We start from the raw sequence: 3,810 nt of genomic DNA, 5'->3' as shown, positions 1-3,810 counted from the left end.
GTCGTCGAGGTCGTCCTCGCCGCAGACGGCGCGGGCGAGGACGACCTCGACGACGAGCTGGACCGGGGAGCCATGGGCGGGCCCACCGCATGGATCTTCGGCAACGAGGCCTGGGGCCTGCCGGAGGAGACCCGCGCCCTCGCCGACGCCGTCGTGCGCGTCCCGATCCACGGGAAGGCCGAGAGTCTGAACCTCGCGACCGCCGCGGCCGTATGTCTGTACGCGTCGGCCCGAGCGCAGCGCGCGCCTGACGGAGGGTGCCGTTCCGTCACCGAGAGCTAGTAGGGTGACCAGCTCGGGGGTCCTCGTCTGGGAGGTGGGGTACGGGGATGAGTGTCGGCACGAGCAGGGCGCCGGGAGCCAGTGAACCGGAGCGCCCGCCCGCGGCCCGACCGGCCGGTGACCTCGACGGACTCGGCATCGACCCAGACGACCTGCCCGACGGGCTGGTCGTCGCCGACGAGCACGGGTACGTCGTCTGCTTCAACGCCGCCGCCGAGCGCATCACCGCCGTCCCCGCCGCCGAAGCCCTCGGGCAGCGGCTCGACAAGGCACTGCCGCTGGAGGACCTCGAAGGCCGCCGCTGGTGGCAGCTCACCGACCCGTACAGCGGCCTCGCCATCCGCGTGGGCCAGCCCGAACGGAACCTGCTGCTGCCCGGCGGGCGTGAGGTCCTCGCCTCCGCCCGATACGTCCGCGGCGAGCCCACCGGCCCCGTCCGCCGCGTCGTCGTCTCCCTCCGCGACACCGAGGCCCGCCGCCGCACCGAGCGCAGCCACGCCGAACTGATCGCCACCGTCGCCCACGAGCTGCGCTCCCCCCTCACCTCCGTGAAGGGCTTCACCGCCACCCTCCTCGCCAAGTGGACGCGGTTCACCGACGACCAGAAGCGTCTGATGCTGGAGACGGTCGACGCCGACGCCGACCGCGTCACCCGCCTCATCGCCGAGCTGCTCGGCATCTCGCGGATCGACTCCGGCCGGCTGGAGCTGCGCCGCCAGCCCGTCGACATGGGCGCCGCCGTCGGACGGCACATCCAGGCCTACGTCGCCGCCGGCCAGCCCGCCGACCGGTTCCTGCTGCGCATCGAACAGCCGCTGCCCGCCCTGTGGGCCGATCCCGACAAGGTCGACCAGGTGCTCAGCAACCTCATCGAAAATGCGGTGCGGCACGGCGAGGGAACCGTCACCATTGACGTCACGCCCGCCCGGTCCCCCCGCGAAGGGGAGGACACCGGCACGTCGGTCATCGTGAGCGACGAGGGCACCGGCATCCCGGAGGAGTCCATGAACCGCGTCTTCACCCGCTTCTGGCGGGGCAGCAAGCGCGGCGGGACGGGCCTCGGGCTGTACATCGTCAAGGGCATCGTCGAAGCCCACGGCGGTGTCATCACGGTCGGCCGCGCCCCCGGCGGCGGCGCCGAGTTCCGATTTACGTTGCCCGTGGCGGTCCCGGCCTATCTGGCCTAGCCCCCGCGGGCGCATCCGTACGTCCTCACCCCGTTAGACTCGGCCTTTGGCACCTTTGTGTCCCATGGACGGCCCTCCGAGTGAGTCGGTGACGGGGACCTTCAGCCAGCCAATCGGAAGCACGGGAAGAGATGTCGGCACCGAATAAGTCGTACGACCCTGTAGAGGTCGAGGCCTTGAAACCGGAAGAGATCGAGCGCATGCGGGACGAGGCGCTCGCCGCCTTCGCCGCCGCGGACTCCCTCGACGCACTCCAGGAGGCCAAGGTCGCCCACACCGGCGGCGCCTCCCCGCTGGCCCTCGCCAACCGCGAGATCGGCGCACTGCCCCCGCAGGCCAAGGCCTCCGCCGGCAAGCTCGTCGGCCAGGCCCGCGGCGCGGTGAACAAGGGCCTCGCCGCCCGGCAGGTGGAACTGGAGGCCGAGCGCGACGCCCGCGTCCTGGTCGAGGAGGCGGTGGACGTCACACTGCCCTACGACCGTGTGCCCGCGGGCGCCCGCCACCCGCTCACCACGCTCTCGGAGCGCATCGAGGACGTCTTCGTCGCCATGGGCTACGAGGTCGCCGAGGGCCCGCAGGTCGAGGCCGAGTGGTTCAACTTCGACGCCCTGAACATCGGCCCGGACCACCCGGCCCGCGGTGAGCACGACACGTTCTTCGTGCAGGGCCCGGAGGGCGGCACCGAGTCCGGTGTCGTGCTGCGCACCCACACCTCGCCCGTGCAGATCCGCTCGCTGCTCAGCCGTGAGCTGCCGGTGTACGTGATCTGCCCCGGTGTCGTGTACCGCACCGACGAGCTGGACGCCACGCACACCCCGGTCTTCCGCCAGGTCGAGCTGCTGGCCGTGGACGAGGGCCTCACCATGGCCGACCTCAAGGGCACGATGGATCACATGGTCCAGGCCCTGTTCGGCGAGGGCATGAAGACCAGGCTGCGGCCGAACTTCTTCCCCTTCACCGAGCCGTCCGCCGAGATGGACATGGTGTGCTACGTCTGCCGCGGCGAGTCCGTCGGCAACCCGGACCGGCCCTGCCGTACCTGCTCCAGCGAGGGCTGGATCGAGCTGGGCGGCTGCGGCATGGTCAACCCCAAGGTGCTGATCGCCTGCGGCGTCGACCCGGAGAAGTACAGCGGGTTCGCCTTCGGGTTCGGCATCGAGCGGATGCTGATGTTCCGCCACAACGTAGAAGACATGCGAGACATGGTCGAGGGTGACGTCCGGTTCACCCGGCCGTTCGGGATGGAGATCTGATGCGGGTCCCGCTTTCCTGGCTGCGGGAGTACGTCGACCTGCCGGCCACCGAGACCGGCCGTGACGTCCAGGCCAAGCTCATCTCGGCCGGCCTCGAGGTCGAGACCGTCGAGCAGCTCGGCCACGACCTCAAGGGCCCCCTCGTCGTCGGCCAGGTGCTGACCATCGAGGAGCTGGAGGGCTTCAAGAAGCCGATCCGCTTCTGCACCGTCGACGTCGGTCAGGCCAACGGATCGGGTGAGCCGCAGGAGATCGTCTGCGGCGCCCGCAACTTCGCCGTCGGCGACAAGGTCGTGGTCGTGCTTCCGGGCGCGGTCCTCCCCGGCAACTTCGCGATCGCCGCCCGCAAGACCTACGGCAAGACGTCCCACGGCATGATCTGCTCCGGCGACGAACTGGGCATGGGCGACGACGGCAGCCACGGCATCATCGTGCTGCCGCAGGAGACCGAGGTCGGCAAGGACGCCATCGAGCTGCTCGAACTGGTCGACGAGGTCCTGGACATCGCCGTCACCGCCAACCGCGGCGACTGCCTGTCCATCCGCGGCGTCGCCCGCGAGACCGCCATCGCCTACGGCCTGCCGCTGCGCGACCCGGCCCTCCTCGACGTACCGGGCCCGAACGCCTTCGGCTACCCGGTGCAGGTCTCCGACCCCGTCGGCTGCGACCGCTTCACCGCGCGCACCGTCACCGGTCTGAGCCCCGAGGCACGCTCGCCGCTCTGGCTCCAGCGCCGGCTGCAGAAGGTCGGCATGCGCCCGATCTCGCTCGCCGTCGACGTCACGAACTACGTGATGATGGAGGTCGGCCAGCCCCTGCACGCCTACGACCGCACCCTGGTCCAGGGCACCATCGGCGTCCGGCGCGCGGCCGAGGGCGAGAAGCTCGTCACCCTGGACGGCGTGGAGCGCACGCTGCACCCCGAGGACCTCGTCATCACCGACGAGCGCGGCCCGATCGGCCTCGCCGGTGTCATGGGCGGCGCCAACACCGAGATCGCCGACCACGCGGAATCCGAGGGGACGACCGACGTCGTCATCGAGGCCGCACACTTCGACGCGGTCTCCATCGCCCGTACGGCCCGCCGC

General features: G+C 71.0%; 4 protein-coding genes. All 4 read left to right on the top strand.

Annotated elements, in window-relative coordinates:
- A partial coding sequence (locus BZL64_RS36490) for an RNA methyltransferase (protein ID WP_143663423.1) occupies positions 1-282 on the top strand: 282 nt, incomplete at its 5' end.
- A gap of 47 nt (positions 283-329) precedes the next feature.
- Positions 330-1,469 carry a sensor histidine kinase gene (locus BZL64_RS36485; RefSeq protein ID WP_086773314.1) on the top strand — a complete coding sequence of 380 codons (1,140 nt, stop codon included), beginning with the start codon at positions 330-332 and terminating at the stop codon, positions 1,467-1,469.
- A gap of 131 nt (positions 1,470-1,600) precedes the next feature.
- Entirely contained in the window at positions 1,601-2,722 is a 1,122-nt protein-coding gene (gene pheS, locus BZL64_RS36480) for a phenylalanine--tRNA ligase subunit alpha (protein WP_086773313.1), read from the top strand.
- Positions 2,722-3,810 (top strand): phenylalanine--tRNA ligase subunit beta (locus BZL64_RS36475; RefSeq protein WP_143663422.1); only part of this gene is annotated, 1,089 nt, incomplete at its 3' end. The genes pheS and BZL64_RS36475, both read left to right, overlap by 1 nt.

The sequence above is a fragment of the Streptomyces bobili genome (assembly GCF_002154575.1).
Classification (GTDB): Bacteria; Actinomycetota; Actinomycetes; order Streptomycetales; family Streptomycetaceae; genus Streptomyces; species Streptomyces bobili.
Note: the sequence above shows the minus strand (reverse complement) of the source record. Positions and strands in the feature narration are given on the sequence as shown.

Bases quoted from the DNA above. Each gene is read 5' to 3' on its own strand.
- BZL64_RS36485 (WP_086773314.1), top strand. From the start codon at position 330: ATGAGTGTCGGCACGAGCAGGGCGCCGGGAGCCAGTGAACCGGAGCGC.
- pheS (WP_086773313.1), top strand. From the start codon at position 1,601: ATGTCGGCACCGAATAAGTCGTACGACCCTGTAGAGGTCGAGGCCTTG.